Source organism: Streptomyces sp. PTY087I2 (genome assembly GCF_001687325.1).
Lineage (GTDB): Bacteria > Actinomycetota > Actinomycetes > Streptomycetales > Streptomycetaceae > Streptomyces.
On record NZ_LZRD01000017.1, the window covers coordinates 44,208 to 63,207 of the forward strand.

Below are 19,000 nucleotides of genomic sequence, written 5' to 3' on the forward strand. Positions count from 1 at the left end.
AGCGCCACAGGCGTTCCGGTGTATCGGTGCTCCGTTGTGGCCGAGGCGGTTCTGGACATCCGGCGGCCCTTCCATGCCTCGGTTTCGGAGGGGGCCGCTGTTCCGCCGGGCCCAGCCGGTCTGGGAGTGGGCGCGTCCGACTCGCGGACCAGGTCGGGGGATGTCCGCAAGGTTGCAGCCGGCGAAGTTCTCGGGGAGGTCGCCGAGGTGCTTCTGCTAGAAGTCGGAGCGCAGGTTGTCACGCCGAAGCCTCGTCATGGGTACCGTGCAGGAGACGAACTCTGTACGGGCAGACCGGCGGTCGCGCCGGGTCGTCCGGCGGCCGGGAGGTGTCCTGATGCTGGAGGAAGCCGAGGAGATCGGCAAGCGCGCTCGCAGGGCGAGGCTGCGACTGGGCATGCCGCAGGCCGACCTGGCGACGGCCCTCGGGAAGTCCCAGGGCTGGGTGTCGAAGATGGAGCGCGGCCTGATCGAGCTGGACCGGGTCGGGCTGCTCAACCAGGTGGCCGCAGAGCTGCACGTCCATCCGAACGACCTGATCGGACGCCCGTACAGCAGCTCCCCCGACGACAGCCAGTGGCAGATCGCCGCCTCGTCGATCCTGCGCGAGCTGCGCCGCTACGACCTCGTTCCCGTCTTCGACGGGGTTCCGCGACCGGCATCACAGCTATGGCGTGAGGTGACCCGGCTGCACCGCCTGCGGGACACCGCCTCCAACGTCGCGATTCTCCGAGTTCTCCCGGACCTGTTCCGGGAAGCGCGCGCCCTGGCGGAGGACTCGGACGGGCACGAGCGGGAGGAGGCGTACGCCGTCTACGCCGTGTGCTGCAAGTTCGCGCACACCGCCGCGCACGCCCTCGGGCACCCGGAGCTGGTGGCCATGGCGTGCGAACGGGCCGCGTGGTCTGCCAGGTTGTCGGGAGACCCGGTGCTGCCTGCCGTCGCCGACTGGATGCGCGTCTGGGACATGTGGGCGACGGCTGACTGGGCCGACGCTCTGACCCTCTCGGACAAGGCGATCGCCTCAGTGCAACAGCCGTACGAGCACGGTGATCCGCTGGCCGTACGGGCTTGGGGCACGCTTCAGCTTCGAGCAGCCATCTCCGCTGCTCGGTCCAACCGCCCATCGGAAGCGGAGGACCGGATCGGACACGCGAAGGACGCGGCGGAACGCATGGACGCCTACGTCGGCACACCGGTGTACGACCGGCATTCGCTGACGTTCTCCGCCGGGAACGTGCAGATCCACGCGATCAGCGTGGCCCTGGAAATGGGCAAGCAGGGCAAGGCGCTAGAGATAAACCGCCGCACCAGCCCGAGCTTGATCGGTTCACTGCCCAACTCCCGTCAGGGACACCACCACATGGACGTGGCGCGGGCCTGGCTGTGGGATGGAAACCGGGCAAAGGCCCTCACCGAGCTGGAGACGGCTGAGCGGATCGCGCCGCAGCTCGTGCGGAACCATCCCATCGCCCGTTCAACGCTTCGCAGCATCGTCTACGCGGAACGAGCAGCCACGAGGGAGAAGCTGCGGCACATGTCCGACCGCTTTCACCTGGACGGATAGGGGGCGTATTCCTCCGGCTCATATTCGAGGCTCGTCCTGTCCCTAACTTCGGGGCATGACGCGACGACGTTCTTCTCATCTTCCTTCGCAGGGAACCGGGTTAGGTACGGCGGCACCTTTCCGCCCACTGCTCGGCGACCTCGCCACGGACAGCGCTCGCGATGGCCGTGTGGGTGTCGTAGTCGCTCTCCCTGGTGAGGGCTCTGCTACGACGTACCACCTGCGTCCGCCTGGGGGCGGGGCCCCCTGGTCCGCGCCCGCCGACGGAACGACGCTCAGTCTCGTGCCGGTGAGGGCCACCCACGCCACGCTCTCGGCCGGACGGGACGCGGTCTACGACCCGCGTGCCCGGCAGGGATCGGTTCCCATCGAGTTCCACCTGGATGACGGATCGACCCTCGATGGCGCGCTCATCCTCACCTCTGCCGAGGTGGAGTGGCTGCACCAGCAGATCAGCCGCCTCGTCGACGCACACGAACGCGCCATCGGCAGCACCCCGTGACCGCGCCTCGGCGACGCCACGCCCGAAAAGCCGCGCCGCGCTCTGTACGCCCCGAAGGCGGAGGCATCGCGCTCACGCTTCTGGCGGTCGCCGGCCTGGTGGGCCCGGCCTGGGCACTGCGTGAGCAGGCCGTCCCGCTCCTCAACGGCCTCGGTCACCAGCCCGCCACCGTCTCGACGGACGCGAGCCCGCCCTCCGACCGCTGACTCCGCTCCGCTGTCCGGGCGTTCACCCCATCTTCCCGGCCAACGGAGCCTGCCATGCACCCGGAACATCCAGGCGTGATTCTCCAGGGAGAGATCATGGACATCCCGTACATCGTCATCGACCAGCTCACCCCCGACCAACAGCAGGTCTGGAAAACCTACTTCGGCGACGCCGACCGACCCCGCTACATCGAGGAAGGTATCTGGCGCCGTACGCAGGAGAAGGCCACGGCCGAACAGAGCGGCTGGACGGCCGCCGACGACGCCCGGCGGCGGATCATCCACATATCGCTACCGGTACGGCCTGGTCCCCACCACCGCCGCGTCGGCCATCGGCCTGACCGACCTGTACCTCTACCACTCCGCTACCGCTCCAGCGGATGAGATCGACGCGCACCACGACGCCCTGTGGGACTCGCTCGCCACCGGCGGCTGGAAGGAGGCTCCTGGCGGATTCTTATGGACACGCCGGGATCTGAAGTGCCGGATCACCGAGCACGACACCCACCCCCAGGACAAGGCGGCGGGCCGTACCCTCCCCGTCGGCTACCGGAGCCTGGACGTGCAGATCGCCTCGGTGTCCTACGCACCGCCGCCCGCTGTCCGGCAGCTGCCGTGGAACGTCCTCTCCACCGGGATCAGGTGCAAGGACCGCCCCGGTACGCCGACCCGCGTCCCGGACCTGTCCGTCCTCGCGGACCTGCTGCCGTTCCAGGTGGAGATCGGATGCGGTACGTCGGTCGAGGCGGGTATCCCGCCCCTGCACCGGCTCCACGAGATCTACCGGGTCACCGACCGCCAGGACCACGAGCCTCGGGAACACCGCTTCACACTCTCCCCGACAGCGGACACGCTCCTCCACGAGGTTCTGACGGAGCCGGAGGAGAAGACTGCGGAGTTCGTGGAGATGTTCCGCGCCTGCTTCCTGGCCGAACCGACTCCAGCGATGTGGGCACTGAAGGAACTGAAGGACGCCGGTCACCTCGTCGGCCCGGTCATCACCAACAACTTCGACGTGCTTGCGGCGCGCGCCGGGCTCGACGAGTGCTTCATGCGCCGCTACGACCAAGCCGTACCCGATGTCGAGTGGGTGGACGGCGCCAAGGCCCTCCTCGTCGTCGGCCTGCACGCCGACCGCCGCAAGGTCCAGGCCCGAGCCCGCGCTCGCGGCATGCAGGTCGTCTACCTGGACCCGGAGGGCTTCTGGCGCGACGGCCAGTTCATGCCGTACCCGCTGGAAGGCCCCCAGGACGGCGACTTGGTGTGCCGGGCGACCGCCGCCGAGGCACTGCCAGCCCTCGTCAACCTGCTCAAGCAGCACGCTGGTTGATCCACCTGCACGAAGAGGGCCGCGCCGGGTGTTGGCGCTAGCGTGACGCACCCGGCCGGCCCGGACTCCCCTGGGCGGGCGAGGGATAAGGAAAGGAGCGTCGACCCATGCGCGTATCCGTCATCGGCTGTGGTCACCTGGGCATCCCCCACGCCGCTGCCATGGCCGAGATCGGCCACGAGGTCATCGGCGTGGACCTGGACCAGGCGAAGATCGACCGCCTCAACGCCGGTGAGTGCCCCATCTACGAGGACGGCCTGCCCGAACTCCTCAGCACCCACACCACAACTGGACGCCTGCGGTTCACCACCAGCCTCGCCGAGGCAGCCGAGTTCGCCGACATCCACTTCCTCGCCGTGGGCACACCGATCGACGCGGACGGACGGAGCTACGACACCGGACAGGTCTTCGGCGCAGCCCGCGCCCTCGCCCCGCACCTGACCCGCCCGACCGTCATCGTCGGGAAGTCCACGGTCACCGTCGGCACCTCCCGCGACCTCGGTGCTCTCCTCGCCCGGCTCTCCCCGGCAGGTGAGGACGTGGAGGTCGTCTGGAACCCCGAGTTCCTGCGCGAGGGCCACGCCATCGACGACACTCTGCGCCCCGACCGCATCGTCGTCGGCGTCCCCTCGGCCCGCGCCGAGGACGCCGTACGCCAGGTCTACGCACCCCTCCTGGCGAACGGCATCCCTCTGTTCGTCACCGACCCCGCCACCGCCGAACTCATCAAGGGCGCCGCCAACGCCTACCTCGGCATGAAGATCTCCTTCATCAACGGCGTCGCCGACATGTGCACCGCCGCCGGAGCCGACGTCCAGCAGCTCACCGAGGCCATCGGCCTGGACCCCCGGATCGGCCGCGGCGGCCTGAACGCCGGCCCCGGCTACGGCGGCGGCTGCCTCCCGAAGGACGTCCGCGCCTTCACCGCCTCCGCCCGCACCCTGGGCGCCGCCGAGGCAGCGACCATGCTGCGCGCGGCGGAGGAAGTCAACGAATCCCGCCCCACCGCCGCGCTGAGGCTCATCGAGCAGACACTCGGCCGCCCCGTCGACGGCGTACGCATCACCGTCTGGGGCGCCTCCTTCAAGGCCGGAACCGACGACGTCCGCGAATCCCCGGCCTTGGCGATCGCCGCGCTCATGCACCAGCGCGGCGCGACCGTCACCGTCCACGACCCGCACGCCGTGCCCACAGCACTGCGCCGCCACCCCGAACTCGACTACTGCGAAACCCTCGAAGACTCCCTCGCGGCAGCCGAGCTGATCGTCCTAGCCACCGAATGGCCCCACTTCCGCGAGGCCGACCCCAAGGCCCTCGCCGCACTGGTCGCGGACCAGGTCCTCGTCGACCTCCGCAACCTCATCGACGCCGACGCCTGGCGCATGGCCGGATGGACCGTACGCCAGCTCGGACGACCCGCACAGGAATAGCCGAACCCATCGACCGGAGGTCCGACGTGGACACCCTGTGGGACAACATCGAGAAGCTCTCCGCCGTCTGCCGAGCAGCTGGCGCCCACCTCCCCGACGAGGAGCTCAAGGCCCTCCAGGTCGGCAAGGTCGCCGAGGAGGCCGGCGAGGCGATGCACGCCCTCCACGGCCTGGAGGGGCTCACCACCTGCGGCGACGAGCACACCTGGTCCGAGGTCCAGAACGACCTGATCGGCGCCGTCATCGCAGCACTCTTGGGGATGCACTACATCGACCCCACGGGCGCCCGCGCCACCTTCGACGAGATTTTCCACCGTCGGACGCGCAGGGGCCGCGAGGCCGCTGCGGCGGCCTGCCAGCCTCCAAACACACCGTCGGCCGCGCCTGCCAGGCGCGGCCGACGGCCAAGCTCAAGTCCGAGTATCGGCAGCCATCTGCTGCCAGGGCGGAAAACCCTTCCCCACAGCACCAAGGCATCCGGCTCCTGCTCTCCGCAGAGAAAAGCGCAAGCTCACGGCTTCAAACAGCCTCTGCGGGCGCACTCGCCCATCTTGGATAGGAGGAACACCGCTCGAGAGTGTCGGCCGAACCGTGGGGAGCGCCTCCCATCCCGGGCACCCCGTTCCAAGCAGGGCAGAGCATTCCCGGCCAGGGGCACCAAGGTCGCTCCTGCAACGGCGCGCTCCACCTTGGTGTGAAAATCGCCTACAACCAAGGCGGTTGCCATCCCGCCTCGCGACACAGGTCCTCGAAAGGCTTATCCATATTCGAAAACATTGAATGTGAGTAGACGTCGGTAATTCGAGAACCCAAGATCTCCTTTCGAGTGCTACTCGTATCCGGGTATCCCATATCACGGCGAGCCGCCAGGACAAAATCAGCATAGAGCCTCATGAACACAACGGGAGGCGTTGGAGGGTTAAAGCTCGCCTGCATGAAATTATGAAAGGATCTCACCGCTTCATCGGAACCGAAAATAGCAACCCAGGTGGCAAATTCGGAGATATTAGCACGGAAAGTTTCTTCATTCACCGCACGACGATCTAGCATATCTTTTAGCGTGTTAATCATAGGTTTGTACGTATCGTACTTTTTCTCGGAGATCCTCGATTCCAGTTCACGAAGCCTCTGAGCTTCCACCTCGGAGCTCTTTGCAACTTTCGCCGATCGCGCAGCAATTACCGCTGCAATTACGGCGGCAATGGCGGGCAGCGCGGCTACAGAAAGTGCAATCCTCCAATCAACGCCACCCGGAGCTGCCATAATCCAGTACGCCCCTGCCATTTTCCTTCCCCCGATCAATCAAGCGGTTCGAACTGCGGTCTAGGCGCAATCACAGGCGTCCTCATTTCATTGATGTGGAGCCACTCTGGGGCCTCAACCGAAACCAGCTGATGCTTTACTTCAAGTAGCTGCTGTTGCGCCGCCTCATCCAGAGCATTCTCAATATCGATAACTTTGGCCGTTGGATACTTTTCCAGCTGCTCCGCCACCCTCTGACCTTTAACGCTAGGCTTTAGGTAGTAAGGCGGCCTCGCCTGCTTCCCTATTGTGTAAACAGCCGATGCGACCGACCAGTAGGAATCATTGAACAGCCCCATGAAACCGTCAGGGTCGGGAAGCACGGTCAACCAAAGCCCGTGGGAGCGATCGAATCGCACGCCCGGACGCAGATTGGTTGCAGCGGGAACAATTGCTACTCGAAGCCCCGGGCCGCCCTCCAATTGGGTATGGTTGCTTTTGATTGTCGCTGCAGCATACCGCCTAGCATTTTCATCGGAGAGGAAGATGTCCGTCTTCCAGATTTTCTTAATCCGCTGCCCAAGTGCATCTTCGGCGTTGGCCCCTTTTGCGGCATGCTTGAGCCAGTCGCTCGCAAAACGATAGGGCCTACCCTGACTATCCGGCAGCAGGACAGCTTCCTCTCCTGCATTTTCGACCACCGCTTCCAGAAAACCCAGGTACTTTGCTCGCTCGTAACCGAAGAGGAGCGAGGAGGTACCAGAAGAACCTCGGAAAACCTTCGGCGATGTACGGCTGAGCGCGTCTGAAACCAATTCGGTCACCGTCGGCTCACCGCCAGCGATCGCCTCATGCACGGCCCACTCGAACCCGTCGCCTCGCATGCCCTTATCTCGCTCAAGACGGGCATAATGTGACAATTGACGCATTGTTACGTCGACTCGGTCAACGTTCAGGTCTGTCAGGTCTTGCGTGCTCAACTGATCGAGCATCGCCCTCAAGATGGAGCGAGAGACGGCGTACAAGGCCCGCCCATATTCATCGACGGGCTCTCGCTGCTTGAGGAAGGTGACATCGCTCATGACTCACCTTATCTGCCGGGCATGTCAGGCGCGCAACCATTTGTGAAAGCTTGATTGTCCAACGGACGCAGCACCCCCTGGAGGGGTGGTACGACTGTCGAGGGCGCTCAGTGAACTCCCCCGTACGTCGAGAACAGCGCTGACGCACCCGTTCCGCTCTGGCCATCCGAGGGCACCCATCAGCGGCCCGGTAAGACCGAGACTGAACATCGCCGAGCATCGGAGCCCATCGAACCAGCCAGGAAGCTGCTATCTGGCACCGACAGCAAACCAAGGCAAGAGGATCGACGCTGCACCGTCGGCCCTTGGGGGTGCGGTCCAGCCGACATATCAGGGACCCTTCCATGGCCCCTGTGACCTGCTGGCCCGCCCAGAGCCCGTACTTCGACAGGTTCCGTCGCACTGCGGGCCCCCGTGCCCCATCCGTGCCCAGCAGAGCGGACAACAGCGGTCAGATACGGCTCCCAGAGACCGGGGCCTGCCCACCTGCAATATACAAAGGTGCAGCTCAGAGCCCCTCTAACAGCCCAAGAACCACTGATTCCCAAGCTCAGAGCGCGAGTTCGATTCTCGTCACCCGCTCTTTGATGAAGGCCCCGGTCAGTGACCGGGGCCTTTCTTGTGTTCGAGGCCGGCTCGAGGTGTAGAGGCTGTGGGGGCGGCTGGAACTACGGGGTTGCCGACGAGCGTGGTGTTCTAGCGTGTGCAGACGCGAAGGGTGACAGCTCGCGGGTGGGGAGGGCTTCCAGTGGGTGACGGAGTGGCGCTGGCGGATCGGATGGCCGAGCGGCGGGCCGGGGTCGGGGATCCTGGGGCGCTCGTGGGTGAGCTGCGGCGGGCCCTGGTGCTCGTGCCGTACGACCGGGGTGGGCTGTGGACCGCCGAGTTCGGCGGGATCCGGTGGGTGTGCGGGTTCACCGATGAGGCCGCTCTGGCCCGGTTCGCCGAGGAGCGGGCCGCGGTGGAGGGGACCGGGGATGCGTCGCAAGGCTGGGAGTACGCCACGTTCCGGGGGGCGCGGTTGCTGGATGAGGTCATCCCTGCCATGGGGGTGCCGGCCGGGGTCGCGGTGAATGTGGCCGATCCGGACGGGGCGATGTTGTTTCCGCCGGTGGTGGGGATCGTGCCGGATGGCGCCGCCGTCGACGCGGACGTGCCGAACGGGGGGCAGCAACGGTGAGCGGTACGGGGGCGGAAGACCTCAACGTCGATCCGGTCAGTGTTCAGCAGATCACTGCCGGGTTGCGCGAGGCCGTGGCGGAGTTGAAAGAGATCGGCACCGGTACGGGGGCGGTGCTGGGCAAGGGGCTTTCGGATCTGTCGATGACCGGGATGGAGGCCGGGCATCACGGGTTGTCGGTGGACTTCGAGGACTTCTGCGAACGGTGGGAGTGGGGCGTCCGCGCGCTCGTCCAGGACGCCAACGCGATCGCGGCGAAACTGGGGCTGGCGGCGGGGATCGTGTGGGAGGAGGACCAGTACGTCCAGGGCACGATGAAGATCGCCGTGAACGCGGGCGTCGGGAACCCGCATGCCTCGGAGGACGAGATCGTCAAGCAGGGCTGGGGCGATGTGCTCACCCCCGACTATCTGAGCCCCGACTACAGCCGCGAGTCCTTCGAGCGGACCGCCGACGAGGCCGGACAGACCTGGAAGGACACCGGGCGGGCGCTCGTCACCGAAGGGAACGGCGGACGCCAGGCCGACCAGTTGAACGATCTGTTCGGTGTCGACCAGGAGGCGTTCGACCGGTCCGTGGACGAGGCGTTCGGCCCCTCACCCGAGGAGCGGGCCCAGCAGCAGGGACAGGGGGGTAATTGACCATGGGCTTCAAGGATTTCGTCCGGGACATCACGCCCGATGTCGTCGAGGACGCGGTCGAGGACGGTGTCGAGTGGGCCGGTGACCGGGTTGAGGGCGCCGGGAACTGGACCGGCGACCGGCTGGACGACGCCGGCTGGGAGTCCGGGGCGGACTGGGTCCGTGAGAAGTCCCGGTCCGTCGCGAACCGGATGGGCGCCGAGGTCGACGAGATGGACCTCGGGCAGACCGAGGACAAGACCAAGCTGATCTACGGCAGTCCGTCCAAGATCCGGGCCTCCGCCACCCATCTCCGCAAGTTGCAGGGGTCGTTCGACAAGGTCGGCGGTGGTCTCAAGGGCGTCGACTCCTCCGCGCTCAAGGGGCAGGCCGCCGACGCCTTCCGGGACTCCGTGTCGGTCGAGCCGCCGAAGTGGTTCAAGGCCGCCGACGCCTTCGAGAAGGCCGCGGGCGCGCTCGACTCCTTCGCCGGGACCGTGGAGTGGGCCCAGGGGCAGGCGCAGACCGCGATCGACAAGTGGAAGGCGGGGACGAAGGCGTCGGAGGAGGCCAGGGACGCGTACAACGAGAAGACGTCGACGTACAACAAGGCCGTCGACGTCTACAACGCCAAGCCCGCCGATGAGCGTGATCCCTCCTCGCTGCCGCCCAAGCCCGGCGCGTTCAGTGACCCGGGCACAGCCCGGATGGAGGAGGCCCAGGAACTCCTCGCGGAGGCTCGTAAGCAGCGCAACACGGCAGCTGAGACCGCCCGCAAAGCAGTGACGGCGGCCCGCGACACCGCCCCTCAGAAGCCGCGCTACGCCGAGCAGGCCATGGACGGCCTCACCGAGTACCAGGTCATCAAGACCCACCTCGCGGGCGGTGTCGTCAAGGGCGCGGCGGGCATCCTGAACTTCGCGCGCAGCGTCAACCCCACTGATCCGTACAACATCACTCACCCCGCCGAATACGGGCTCGCGCTCAACAACACCGCCGCCGGGCTCGTCCGGGTCGCCAACGACCCCTGGGGAACCGGCAAGCAGATGATCGACGGGTTCATGAAGGACCCCGCCGAAGGGTTCGGGCGGCTCCTGCCCGACCTGGCCCTCACCGCCGCGACCGGCGGCGCGGGCGCGGGTGTCAAGGGGGCCCGGGTGGTGAAGGAGGCCACCGACATCGCCTCCGACGCCCGCAGGCTGGAGCGCGCCGCTCCCGAAGGCACTTACAACCGCCCTGATGGTGAGCGTACGAGCAAGGGCACCGACCCGGTCGACCTCGCCTCCGGCCGTATGTTCCTGCCCCAGACCGACGTCGTGCTGCCCGGGGTACTGCCCCTCGCCTTCACCCGCCGGGCCGAATCGGGCTACACCGCGGGCCGGTTCTTCGGGCCCTCCTGGTCCTCGACGGTGGACGAGCGCCTGGAGATCGACGCCCACGGCGTCATCCACGTCACCGACGACGGGCGGCTGATTACCTACCCGCACCCCGTGCCGGGCCTGCGCACCCGCCCCGAAAGCGGGACCTCACAGTCCACCCTGAACCGCGAGGAAGGCGGCGACTACACGCTCACCGACCCCGAGAGTCGGCTGACCAAGCACTTCGCCGGCCCTCCCGGAACGGAACCTGGCGAGGACGGTGCCGCGTGGCTCGTGCAGGTCGCCGACCGCAACAACAACATCATCAGTATCGACCGCACCGACGACGGCACACCCCTGGCAGTCGTCCATTCCGCCGGCTATCACCTCGTCCTGGCCACGGTCGACGAGCGGGTCACCGAGGTGTCTCTGCGGGACAAGAGCGGGGCGGAGCTCCCTGTCAGGTCCTACGGCTACACGGACGGCAACCTCACGACCGTCACCAAGCCCTCCGGCGCCGCACTCACCTTCGCATACGACGACCGCCGCCGGATCACGGCCTGGATCGACTCCAACCATCGTCGCTACGACTATGCCTACGACGACCGCGACCGCGTCATATCTGAGGGCGGCGAGGACCGACACCTACAGGTCGTCATCGGCTACGGCGAACCGGAGCCGACCACCGGCCACCGAGTGACCACGGTGACAAGCGCGCAGGGGCACACCACCCGCTACCGCATCGACGACCGTTGCCGCGTCGTGGCCTCCACGGATCCGCTCGGGCACACCACACGCTTCGCGTACGACGAGCACGGCCACCTGGTGTCCCGCACCGATCCGCTGGGTCGCACCACCTCCTTCGTCCATGACTACGAAGGACGGGTCACCACCGTCGTCCGCCCCGACGGCAGCGAACTCCAGAGCGAGCGGGACGCAGCGGGCCTTCGGTCCACCTACACCCTTGCGGACGGCACGCGCTGGCGACAGGAGTTCGACGACCGCGGCAACCGCGTCGCGCTCACGGACCCGTCCGGTCACACCACGCGCTACTCGTACGATGACCACGGCCGGTACGTCTCCGTCACGGACGCACTGGGAGCCGTGACCGAGGTCCTGTGTGATGCTGCGGGTTCCCCTCTCCGTGTGACCGATCCACTCGGGGCCGCGACCTGCTTCCAGTTGGATGCGTTCGGCCGTCCCGTACGGATGGAGGATCCGCTGGGAGCCGTCACAAAGTTCGAGTGGACGGCCAACGGCGAGCTGGCGCGCCGCACGGGCCCCGGCGGCGTACTGGAGAGCTGGAGCTATGACGGCGAAGGCAACCGCCTCACCCACACCGACGCCGTGGGCGGCACAACCCGCTTCGAGTACACCCACTTCGACCTGCTTTCCGCCCGCACAGGGCCGGACGGCGCCCGCCACGAGTTCGTTCACGACACCGATCTGTGTCTGACAGAGGTCGTCAACCCGCAGGGACTGACCTGGTCGTACACCTACGATCCGGCTGGGCGACTCATAGCCGAAACGGATTTCGACGGTCGCACCGTTACGTACGGCGTCGACCCGGCCGGTCAGGTGACCAGCCGGACGAACGTGATGGGCGACAGAGTGGACTACGAGCACGATCTGCTGGGCCGCGTGATCCGCAAGGACGTTGCGGGGGACATCACGACGTACGCCTACGACAAGGCCGGGCGCATGATCCAGGTGACCGCCCCGCAGAGCGAGCTGATCTACCAGTACGACCGAGCGGGTCGGGTCAAGACGGAAATGGTCGACGGCCAGGTCATGGCGTACGCCTACGACGCCCTGGGCCGTCGCAGCCGGCGCGTCACGCCCACGGGGCGGATCACGGCCTATGGGTACGACGGCGCGGACCGTCTCGTCGACCTCACCACCGACGGTCGCCGGATCGACTTCGCCTACGACGCGAATGGCCGCGAACTCGAGCGTTCCTTCGGTGACATGCTGACGCTCACGTCGAGCTTCGACGAAGCGGGCCGTCTCCGTGCCGAGCACTTCAGCAACGCCGCCCGAACGCTCATCAGTCGTACTTACAGCTACCGGCCGGACGGACATCTCCTAGGTCTGGACGACACCGCACGTGGCGCGAGGACGTTCGAGCTGGACGCCGCAGGCCGGGTGACCGTAGTCACTGCGGCGAACTGGAGCGAGGCATACGCGTACGACTCGGCCGGCAACCAGACCGTGGCTTCGTGGCCGGCTTCCCACGCGGGCGGCGCGGCCAACGGCTCCCGCTCCTACGAGGGCACGGTCATCACACGCGCGGGAGCCACCCGTTACGAGCACGACGCGCTCGGCCGCATCACCCTGCGGCAGAGGACGAGGCTGTCCCGGAAGCCCGACACGTGGCGGTACACCTGGGACGCCGAGGACCGCCTCACGGAGGCGATCACTCCGGACGGCACCCGCTGGCGCTACGCATACGACGCGTTGGGACGGCGCACCCGCAAGCAGCGGCTGGGCGGCGACGGGCGAACCGTGGTGGAGGAGACCAGGTTCACCTGGGACGGCTCCACCCTCTGTGAACAGACCACCACCTCGGCGGACGTGCCTCACACCGTCGCTCTCACATGGGACCACCATGGAGTGCGGCCGCTGGCACAGAGCGAGCGCATAGTGGCCGGGGATACCGCGCAGTCGACCATCGACCAACGGTACTTCGCCATCGTCACCGATCTCATCGGCTCTCCGACCGAGCTGATCGACGAGTCCGGCGAACTCGCCTGGCGCACGCGGACCTCTCTCTGGGGAACGACCACTTGGGCCAGGAACAGCACAGCTCACACCCCTCTGCGCTTCCCCGGCCAGTACCACGATCCGGAAACGGGGCTGCACTACAACGTCAACCGCCACTACGACCCGGAAATCGCCCGTTACCTCACACCGGACCCGCTCGGGCTCGGACCCGCTCCCAACGCGGTCGCCTACGTAACCAACCCCTTCCGGTGGTGCGACCCGCTCGGCCTCGCACCGTACGACCCGCTCCGTGAGGGCTACACCTCATCCCCGGGCTTTCAGAGGGACCCGTACCACCCTGACGTCGTCGAGAGACGCATCAAGGCGAATCGCGAGCTCTACGGCATCAAAGACCCCGATGCCAAGGGGATGATCGGGGCCAACGGCACCCAGATCACCAGCAAGACGTTGTGGAACCATGGACCGTACCGGATCGACGTGGAGAACCCGGACCCCGGCGGGCGACCGGGGCAGCTCCACTTCCAGGACCAGAGCAACAAGGGCGCGAAGTACCAGTACGACTTCGACACAGGCAAGTTTGAAGGGCTTCCCCGCAGCGTCGAGAAAGCCGTCGGAAGCAGTCCGGGCTTCATCGCAGGGATCAGAAAGGGGCTCGCCGCACTCGGCGAGGGATAGACATGCGAAGCAATCCACGGATGCGGGAGATCCTGCGGACGACAGATATCACCGACCTGAGCGATCGGGACATCCCCCCCACGTTCTTTGAGGTCATGGAGCGCGGGTGGTCCCTCACAGCCGCCGGTGGGCGCGTGCTGACCGACCTCTGTCCCGAGGCGCCCAGCACCTACGTCGACCGGCTCACGGAGGAGACGACGATCAACGGGAGAGGGATGACCGACTACGACCTCCCGGCAGCACCGGACGAACGTACGCCCCTTCTCGTCCGGAGGTGCCTGGCGTATGTGTGCGCCTGCCTTCGGAAAGCGCAGGAGGAGTTCGGTGACACTCAGGTGAAGGCGTACGTCTCCCTGTCCTTCGCCGATACCGAGGAGGCCCTCCTCACCTCCAACGTCACCTTCTGCACGCCGCTTCCCGACGTCCGCCCTTACATCCCGGACCTGGAGGCTGTTACGGACGCGGCCGTCGCGGAGATCTCGGTGGAGGACTGCTCGGCTTGGTCATGAGAGTCCCTTGCCCCCTTTCGCTCGTGCCCCATCTGTGCCCAGCGGAGCGGACAACAGCGGTCAGGTGCGGCTTCCACAGACCCTGGCCATCTCAACCGTCTCATGGGAAAGCGCAGGTCATGGCGTCTTGATGGCCCAAGCACCGCTGATTCCCAAGCTCAGAGCGCGAGTTCGATTCTCGTCACCCGCTCCACACTGAAGCCCCAGGTCGGAGACCTGGGGCTTCTTGGGTGTCAGGACCTGCTCACGGCCCTTCGTGGTCGTGTCGCCCGATTCAGCGCTGGGCCACGGCGGAACCCGGGCGGTTGTCCGCGATCAGATCAACGCGCGGGCCCTGCGCTCCCAGTCGGCGATTCGGGCCATCACGCCGCTGACCTGCTTGACCGCGGCCGTGAGGTCCCGGCCCGGCACCCGCAGTTCCCGGCTCATTTTCACCATCCACCGCATGCCGACCTCGATCTCTTCGAGCACGCCGACCACCTCGTGGGTGGACTCGGCGGTACTGATCATCTGCTCCAGGAAGCCGGTCGGCGAACCGGCGCGCTGCTCGGGCGGCATCGCCTCGATGACGTCGAATGCCGTCTGGACCGCCGCGTCCATCTCCACCATCTGCCCGGCGAAGCGGGTGCAGGCCTCCCGGAGACCGGAGGCCGGTTCGGCCATCGCCTTGGACAACTCGTGCATCGCCGGCAGCCACGCGCTCATCGGCGCCCCCGGCTGGGCGGCCCGCTCCATCACGGGACCGATCTGCACAGCAGATTCGGAGATCACCGTCATGAACCCGGCGATCGCCTCCGTGGTCTCGCCGATCGCCTCCGTCTGCGCCTCCACCCGGGCGAACTGATCGAACAGTCCGGGGGCCTCCAGGTCGTCCGGCTCCGCCTCGACCGCAGCTGCCGGTGGCGACGCCGCCGGCAGCCCGAACAGGATCCGGGCCGGGGTCAGCGGCTCGAACCGGTTGTCCAAGGCGCCCTTCAGCGCGGTCTCCAGGTCCCGTCGCGCACTGACCAGACCGCTCCGGCTGCGCTTGAACATGATCGTCCGGATCAGCGAGAGGTCGAACGGCAGCTGCCCGTGCTCGCCGATGTGGATGATCGGTTTGCCCGTCAGGTGCCGAATCCCGAGCTCGTAGGTGACGTTCGCGTTGCCCCCGGTGAGGTCGGCGATCACGATGTCGTCCTGCAACACATGGCGGCAGACCTGTTCGGTGATCTCACCCGTGTCGGCGATCCCGTCCGCCCTGACCGGGACGATGCCGTGCCTGGCGCAGGCGGGCAGGATCACCTTCTCGTAGATCTCCAGGTTCTCCTCGTACGCCAGGAGTTCCGGGCTCCCGTCCGGGGCGTGCTCATCACCGATGGGCGCGATGACGAAGCAGGTCGTCATCGGCGCTTCCTCGGGCTTCGGCTCGGCGACGGCCACGATGCTCATGCGTAGTCCTCCGTTTCGAACTCCGTTACGGAATCGCGCTGTTCCTGGAAGTCGGCACCGGCTCGCAGATCAGCCGGGTAGATGGGGCGCTCCTCGATCCCGAGCGCCCGGAGCAGGTCGGCGGTGGGAATCCGGTACTGCCACCCGAGGCGCAGGACCCGGCAAGGGAAAGCGCCCTGGTGAATGAGCTTGTACGCGGTACCTCGGCCGAGCCCGAGCGCCCGGGCGGCGGTGCGCAGGTCGACGATCAGCGGCAGGTCGAACGCCTCACCGAACGACAGCCAGGTCCTGGAACGTGGGGTCATCGTCGCCCTCCTGCCGGACGCAGCGACAGGGTGCCGATGCGGCTGCCCTCGCTCGGACGCCGCGCCCGGTGCACGATCGCTCCGAGACCCAAGTGGCCTGCCAGCTCGCCCAGTCGGAAGCTCTCCAGCCGGTCCGGCGCAACGCTGAACCGCACGGTCGCGGACAGGCCGTCGGGACGGGCGGGTGGCGACACCCGCAGCTCCCAGCCGTCGTGCCAGTCACCCGCCGGCGACTCCGCGGGAGACTCCACGGAGAGGTGAGCGGCGGCCAGCGCCTCGACATCCGCCACCGGTCGCTCCCGAGTGCGGGCCTCGGCGAACGCCCAGACTCGGTTGACGGAGGGGCGCAGCAGTGCGCGCCCCGCCTGCTGGGTCCGCAGGTCCGCGTCCGCGAGCACTGTCAGGAGGGCGAGCAGCGCTTCGGATTCGAGCTCCCGCCGGTCGATCGGCCACCGGATCGCGATCCGATAGAGGGCGCGCCGCATGGCGGGCAGGGCCAGCCAGAGCGCCAGCAGCCGTTCGGATCCGGCCGCGCCATTGTCACGCCGCGCCGCGTCGACGGCCCCGCTCCAGATCTCCTCGCGAAGCCGCGGATCCGACGGCCTGGCGTACAGCGCCCGCCTGGCCGTCAGGGCGGAGAGCCGGGTCGGGCCCTCGGCCGTCATGACCGGGAAGGGCAGTTCAGCGAGCCGGAATCGGTGCTCCAGCACATCGAACACCCGGTTGTAGGGGATCAGTCCCACGGTGAACCTCCCGAATCGTCACCCATGCTGTTCACGATGCGTGAGCAGGCCCGGGCGATCCGGTGCAACTCCTCGCGCAGCGTCTCGTAGGGGACCGGCGAGAAACCGGCCGTGTACCGCCTCGTGCTCGCGGCGGAGCGGTGGTCGCAGGCGGCGTAGTAGTACACGTCGCCGGTCCGGCCCTGGACCGAGAGGCCCTGGGTGTCCTGCTGGCGGTTGCCGCCTGCCGCGTTCCCGCACGAGGCGCAGCCTCCGGCAGGCGGGACGTCGTTCATCGGCCTGCCCCGCCGGGCACCACCCCGTGGACAACGGACCCGTGGACCACGCCCTGGACGGCGGTGCCGTGGACACCCTGCTGGACGAAGCTCGGCCGTTCCGCCTCCGCCGCTCGCGCCGGGGGCCGCGGCCCGCCCTCCGGGGCATCCGGCCAGGGCTCCTCCGCGTCCTGCGGGTCCACACCGGGCAACCGGACCCAGCCGTACCCGGCGAAACCCTTCTGCTCGACGTGGATACGGCGGTACTGCTCCGGGTCGTGTCCGTGGAACCCCGAGCGCACCACGTCCTGGTAGAGCCGGTCGGAGATCACCACGGCCAGGCTCGCCGACCCGGCAGCCGCCAGGGCCCGCTTCACCTCGGGTGCGTTCAGGTAGCGGGCCACAGCGATCGGGGCGGGGCCGGAGAAGCCCAGGGCTGCGGTGGCGGCCACGCCGGTGTCGATGGCCAGCCGAAGCCGCATCCGCCCGGCGGGCCTGCGGGTGGCGTTGTAGCCGCCGAGCTCGGCCGCGAGGTGGGTGACGTACTCACCCAGCACCACCTGTTCGGAGGTGCCGGCCGGGAGGACCGCGAACTCCATATCGCCCTGCGGCTGGACGGACCAGGTGCCGTGGTCCAGCCCGCTGCGTTCGGCTGCCGCCCTCAGTACCCGGGCGAGTTGAGCCTGTGCGGCCCGCTGGTCCGGGGTGTCGAAGCGGCTGTACTGCTCGATGTCCGCCGCCAGGCAGAGGCGGCGGTCGTCATTCGGCCAGGGCTTGTCCCCTGACCGGACGGTCGGCTGCGACGTCATGTGAACCATCACCTACTCGATGAGTTCGGATAGTCGGTGGTGCTGGTCGCCAACTGTGCTGCCGACGCGCTGGGCTCTCCGAACAGGCCGCAAAAATGCGGGATACCGGTTCCTGTCAGCGGCCGATGGGCGGCAGGTGTCCGATCGCCCGGAGGCGGTCCGGCTTGAGCACCCCGATCTCGCGGTTCCCGGTACTCACGATCCCCTCGTCACGGAACTCCGCCAGCGCCTGCTGCACCGCCCTCTCTCGCGATCCGATGAGCGCTGCGAGTTCGGCCTGCGTGAGCTCGACGCAGATCAGAGTGTGCGAGCCGATGAGCTCCCCGTGGTTCTCGGCGAGTTCGGCGAGCACCCGGGCGAGCCGTACGCGAACCGGGAACTCGCCGAACACGATGCGCCAGGAATTCGCGCTGTGCAGGCGACGGTTGCTGAGCCGCATGATGTGAAAGGTGGTCTCGGGATGCTTGCCGAGGAATTTCTGCACGGCTCGGCGTTGGATGACGTGTACGTCGATGTCCTCACCCGCCGTCACCGTGGCCGACCTGGGCGCGCCGTCGATCACGGCCATCTCTCCGACCACGTCTCCGCCGGCCCGGATGGCGATCAGGGCTTCATGCCCGTTGGCGCGCTTCCTGGTGACCTTGACGTAGCCGGTCTCCAGGAGCATCAGGCAATCGCCCGGTGCCCCCTCCACGAGGATCTTCGCTCCGGGCGGATACTGCCGCGGAAAACCGATACTCAGCAGTTCTTCCCTGGCCTCCTCCGACAGGCTGCCGAGGAAGCGGGAGGGCCGCCGTTCGCCGATACCATACGTACCACGCTGTGCCGTCCTCTGGGTCGTGCGCTCCATACCCCACCTCGTGGTCGAGTCCAAGTGCCTTCCCGACCAGGGAATCAGGCCCGGATTCGAGCGGAAAGAGCGTGCGAGGGGCAACCGATGTGGTGCGTGTGCACGGTGCGGCGCGGCGGGGCGAGGGCCTTTGTTGCGGTCGGGGCCGGACCTGGGTGTGGAGGCTGTGGGGACGGCTGGGAA

16 protein-coding genes and 1 pseudogene are annotated in these 19,000 nt (G+C 67.5%); 9 read left to right on the plus strand and 8 right to left on the minus strand.

Annotation, left to right across the window (positions count from 1 at the left end; genetic code table 11):
* Positions 1–337 precede the first annotated feature (337 nt).
* The 5 genes and pseudogenes from A3Q37_RS19520 to A3Q37_RS19540 all read left to right on the plus strand — a co-directional run bounded on the left by A3Q37_RS19520 (position 338) and on the right by A3Q37_RS19540 (position 5,035).
* A complete protein-coding gene (locus tag A3Q37_RS19520) occupies positions 338–1,567 on the plus strand; it encodes a helix-turn-helix domain-containing protein (protein ID WP_065486385.1) in 1,230 nt (409 codons plus the stop codon).
* Positions 1,568–1,856: 289 nt separating this feature from the next.
* The gene (locus A3Q37_RS19525; RefSeq protein WP_255311867.1) at positions 1,857–2,069 is read left to right on the plus strand and encodes a hypothetical protein; all 213 of its coding nucleotides are present in this window, start codon (positions 1,857–1,859) and stop codon (positions 2,067–2,069) included.
* Positions 2,066–2,275 carry a hypothetical protein gene (locus A3Q37_RS19530; RefSeq protein ID WP_255311868.1) on the plus strand — a complete coding sequence of 70 codons (210 nt, stop codon included), beginning with the start codon at positions 2,066–2,068 and terminating at the stop codon, positions 2,273–2,275. Before A3Q37_RS19525 ends, A3Q37_RS19530 begins: the two co-directional genes overlap by 4 nt.
* 96 nt (positions 2,276–2,371) lie before the next feature.
* Positions 2,372–3,605: pseudogene (locus tag A3Q37_RS19535) on the plus strand (hypothetical protein).
* A 107-nt stretch (positions 3,606–3,712) separates the two neighbouring features.
* Positions 3,713–5,035, plus strand: a complete 1,323-nt coding sequence (locus A3Q37_RS19540) for a UDP-glucose/GDP-mannose dehydrogenase family protein (protein WP_065486393.1) — start codon at positions 3,713–3,715, stop codon at positions 5,033–5,035.
* 705 nt (positions 5,036–5,740) lie between these two features.
* Here the strand turns inward: A3Q37_RS19540 and A3Q37_RS36815 are convergent.
* Together A3Q37_RS36815 and A3Q37_RS36820 are read right to left on the minus strand one after the other, a co-directional pair.
* A complete protein-coding gene (locus A3Q37_RS36815; RefSeq protein WP_141693580.1) occupies positions 5,741–6,319 on the minus strand; it encodes a hypothetical protein in 579 nt (192 codons plus the stop codon).
* A 14-nt stretch (positions 6,320–6,333) separates the two neighbouring features.
* Positions 6,334–7,359: a hypothetical protein gene (locus A3Q37_RS36820; RefSeq protein ID WP_124268944.1), complete on the minus strand. Its 1,026-nt coding sequence runs from the start codon at positions 7,357–7,359 to the stop codon at positions 6,334–6,336.
* Between the two features lie 748 nt (positions 7,360–8,107).
* Here A3Q37_RS36820 and A3Q37_RS19550 point away from each other — a divergent pair.
* The 4 genes from A3Q37_RS19550 to A3Q37_RS19565 are packed head-to-tail and all read left to right on the plus strand — an operon-like array spanning position 8,108 to position 14,425.
* Positions 8,108–8,539 carry a hypothetical protein gene (locus A3Q37_RS19550; protein ID WP_065486394.1) on the plus strand — a complete coding sequence of 144 codons (432 nt, stop codon included), beginning with the start codon at positions 8,108–8,110 and terminating at the stop codon, positions 8,537–8,539.
* Positions 8,536–9,180 carry a hypothetical protein gene (locus A3Q37_RS19555; RefSeq protein ID WP_065486395.1) on the plus strand — a complete coding sequence of 215 codons (645 nt, stop codon included), beginning with the start codon at positions 8,536–8,538 and terminating at the stop codon, positions 9,178–9,180. Before A3Q37_RS19550 ends, A3Q37_RS19555 begins: the two co-directional genes overlap by 4 nt.
* Positions 9,181–9,182: 2 nt before the next feature.
* Positions 9,183–13,916: a putative T7SS-secreted protein gene (locus tag A3Q37_RS19560; RefSeq protein WP_065486397.1), complete on the plus strand. Its 4,734-nt coding sequence runs from the start codon at positions 9,183–9,185 to the stop codon at positions 13,914–13,916.
* Positions 13,917–13,936: 20 nt separating this feature from the next.
* Positions 13,937–14,425, plus strand: coding sequence for a hypothetical protein (locus tag A3Q37_RS19565; protein WP_065486399.1), 489 nt, complete (start codon positions 13,937–13,939; stop codon positions 14,423–14,425).
* Positions 14,426–14,740: 315 nt separating this feature from the next.
* Here A3Q37_RS19565 and A3Q37_RS19570 read toward each other — a convergent pair whose 3' ends face one another.
* From A3Q37_RS19570 to A3Q37_RS19595, 6 genes are all read right to left on the minus strand, one after another.
* The gene (locus A3Q37_RS19570; protein ID WP_065486401.1) at positions 14,741–15,856 is read right to left on the minus strand and encodes a hypothetical protein; all 1,116 of its coding nucleotides are present in this window, start codon (positions 15,854–15,856) and stop codon (positions 14,741–14,743) included.
* Positions 15,853–16,161 (minus strand): helix-turn-helix domain-containing protein, encoded by a 309-nt coding sequence (locus A3Q37_RS19575; RefSeq protein ID WP_065486403.1) that lies wholly within the window; start codon positions 16,159–16,161, stop codon positions 15,853–15,855. Before A3Q37_RS19575 ends, A3Q37_RS19570 begins: the two co-directional genes overlap by 4 nt.
* The gene (locus tag A3Q37_RS19580; protein ID WP_065486405.1) at positions 16,158–16,904 is read right to left on the minus strand and encodes a hypothetical protein; all 747 of its coding nucleotides are present in this window, start codon (positions 16,902–16,904) and stop codon (positions 16,158–16,160) included. Before A3Q37_RS19580 ends, A3Q37_RS19575 begins: the two co-directional genes overlap by 4 nt.
* A complete protein-coding gene (locus A3Q37_RS19585; protein WP_065486407.1) occupies positions 16,895–17,179 on the minus strand; it encodes a hypothetical protein in 285 nt (94 codons plus the stop codon). The genes A3Q37_RS19580 and A3Q37_RS19585 overlap by 10 nt, the downstream gene beginning before the upstream one ends.
* Complete coding sequence (locus A3Q37_RS19590; protein ID WP_255311869.1) at positions 17,176–17,967, minus strand: hypothetical protein; 792 nt, start codon at positions 17,965–17,967, stop codon at positions 17,176–17,178. Before A3Q37_RS19590 ends, A3Q37_RS19585 begins: the two co-directional genes overlap by 4 nt.
* A 115-nt stretch (positions 17,968–18,082) precedes the next feature.
* Positions 18,083–18,817 carry a Crp/Fnr family transcriptional regulator gene (locus tag A3Q37_RS19595; protein ID WP_079137875.1) on the minus strand — a complete coding sequence of 245 codons (735 nt, stop codon included), beginning with the start codon at positions 18,815–18,817 and terminating at the stop codon, positions 18,083–18,085.
* Positions 18,818–19,000: the final 183 nt, after the last annotated feature.

Coding starts and splice junctions, on each gene's coding strand:
- A3Q37_RS19585 (WP_065486407.1), bottom strand. CDS start 17,179: ATGAACGACGTCCCGCCTGCCGGAGGCTGCGCCTCGTGCGGGAACGCG.
- A3Q37_RS19575 (WP_065486403.1), bottom strand. CDS start 16,161: ATGACCCCACGTTCCAGGACCTGGCTGTCGTTCGGTGAGGCGTTCGAC.
- A3Q37_RS36820 (WP_124268944.1), bottom strand. CDS start 7,359: ATGAGCGATGTCACCTTCCTCAAGCAGCGAGAGCCCGTCGATGAATAT.
- A3Q37_RS19520 (WP_065486385.1), top strand. CDS start 338: ATGCTGGAGGAAGCCGAGGAGATCGGCAAGCGCGCTCGCAGGGCGAGG.
- A3Q37_RS36815 (WP_141693580.1), bottom strand. CDS start 6,319: ATGGCAGGGGCGTACTGGATTATGGCAGCTCCGGGTGGCGTTGATTGG.
- A3Q37_RS19560 (WP_065486397.1), top strand. CDS start 9,183: ATGGGCTTCAAGGATTTCGTCCGGGACATCACGCCCGATGTCGTCGAG.
- A3Q37_RS19540 (WP_065486393.1), top strand. CDS start 3,713: ATGCGCGTATCCGTCATCGGCTGTGGTCACCTGGGCATCCCCCACGCC.
- A3Q37_RS19565 (WP_065486399.1), top strand. CDS start 13,937: ATGCGGGAGATCCTGCGGACGACAGATATCACCGACCTGAGCGATCGG.
- A3Q37_RS19590 (WP_255311869.1), bottom strand. CDS start 17,967: ATGACGTCGCAGCCGACCGTCCGGTCAGGGGACAAGCCCTGGCCGAAT.
- A3Q37_RS19595 (WP_079137875.1), bottom strand. CDS start 18,817: ATGGAGCGCACGACCCAGAGGACGGCACAGCGTGGTACGTATGGTATC.
- A3Q37_RS19570 (WP_065486401.1), bottom strand. CDS start 15,856: ATGAGCATCGTGGCCGTCGCCGAGCCGAAGCCCGAGGAAGCGCCGATG.